The organism is Pricia sp. (assembly GCF_041745955.1).
GTDB lineage: Bacteria > Bacteroidota > Bacteroidia > Flavobacteriales > Flavobacteriaceae > Pricia.
In genome coordinates this window covers 1-1,900 of sequence record NZ_JBGTHY010000073.1, presented here as the reverse complement: position 1 = coordinate 1,900, position 1,900 = coordinate 1, and the positions used below count along the sequence as shown (strand labels likewise).

General features: G+C 46.9%; 1 protein-coding gene. It reads left to right on the top strand.

Features of this window, described 5'->3' with window-relative positions; translation table 11 throughout:
- Positions 1 to 1,900 (top strand): CRTAC1 family protein (locus ACEW8S_RS02240; RefSeq protein WP_373516558.1); only part of this gene is annotated, 1,900 nt, incomplete at both ends.

Below are 1,900 nucleotides of genomic sequence, written 5' to 3'. Positions count from 1 at the left end.
TGTTCGAATTGGTTTCAAGTGATTATTCGGGAATGGACTTCAACAACCGAATCCAACCTTTTGAAAGTGATACGCTAAACGCCCTTGAATATGACGTGCTGTTCAATGGAGGGGGCATAGGGATTGGCGATTTCAACGGCGATGGTTTACAGGATGTTTTTTTTGCCGGCAACTTGGTATCCTCCAAGTTATACCTGAACCAAGGCGATTTCAGGTTTCGGGATATTACGGAGAAAGCCGGGGTATCTACAAGTAAATGGTGTGCGGGCGTTTCGGTAGCGGACGTTAACCAAGATGGCCTGATGGATGTATATCTCTCGGTGGCCAATGCCACGGGTTCCAAGGCCGGGAGGTCGAACCTGCTGTTTGTCAATCAGGGAAATAAAAATAACGTTCCCGTGTTTAAAGAATCGAGTACGGAATATGGGCTCGCAGACGATGGATTTTCCATACAATCCGCCTTCTTTGATTATGATAAAGACGGCGACCTTGATTGCTATATACTTACCAACGCCATGGAACGGACCGGCCGTAACCAACTCCGTCAAAAAAAGAACGACGGGAAGGGCGAATCGAACGATCGGTTGTATGAAAATAAGGGAGTTCAAGATGGGCATCCCGTTTTTAAAAATGTGACGTCGAGTGCCGGTATTTTAAAAGAAGGGCATGGACTGGGGCTTTGCATTACCGATTTAAATAAAGACGGCTGGCCCGATGTGTATTGCGCGAACGATTTTGTATCCAACGACCTTATTTGGATCAACAACCAAGACGGTACTTTTACCGACAGATCCACCGATTTTTTGAAGCATACCTCCTACAACAGTATGGGGGTAGATATACAGGATTTCAATAATGATGCACTCCCCGATATCTGCGTGGTCGATATGCTGCCCGAACCGGAACAGCGCAGAAAAATGATGGTGATGAAGACCAATAGGGACTTTTTCACCCTTGCAGAAAATCTAGGGTACCAAGACCAGTATGTTCGCAACGTACTGCAACTTAATCAAGGAAAAAACGGCCAAGGAGAGCTGGAATTTAGCGAAATGGGTCAATTGGCCGGGATACAAGCAACGGATTGGAGCTGGGCGCCCCTGCTGGCCGATTTTGACAATGACGGCCTAAAGGATTTGATAGTGACCAACGGGTATCGCCGCGACATTACCAATCTGGATTATGCGGTGTACCTGAACCAAGCAGAATCTTTCTATGGAATGTCCGAAGAAGAGGCCCGAAATAATAGGATCAAAAAACTCTACGAACTTCCCGAGGTAAAAATACAGAATTATGCCTATAAAAATACCGGTGATCTGATGTTCAAAGACGTCTCCAACTCGTGGGGGCTCGAAGAAAAGACCTATTCCAACGGTGCCGCTTACGCCGATCTGGACAACGATGGGGATTTAGATCTGGTGTTCAACAACATCGATTCCGAGGCAAGTCTATATCGCAACGACTTGATAACTTCCGACCCCGTTAAAAACGTGGGCTTAAAGGACAGTACCCATTTTGTCCGCCTCCGATTGAAATCGAAAACCATGGAAAACAAGGCGGTTGGTGCCAAGGTGCAGCTCGTTCTTCCTTCCCGTGAATTAAAATATCAGGAAAACCTGTCGGTCAGGGGCTATATGTCCTCCGTTGACCCCATACTCTCATTTGGTTTGGGCAGCGCTACTTCCTTTACGGTCGAGGTAACTTGGGCCGATGGAAAGTTGCAGCGTATCGATGGCCTTTCCCCCGATACCTTGCATACCATTGATTACGAGCCCCAAGATACAATGGTGCGAACGGCCGAAACGATCGGACCAGAAATCTTTCAATCGTTAAACGCGGATAGGTTGGGCCTGACCTTTAAACACGAAGAATACGCCTTCGATGAATTCAAGCGTACCTTTTC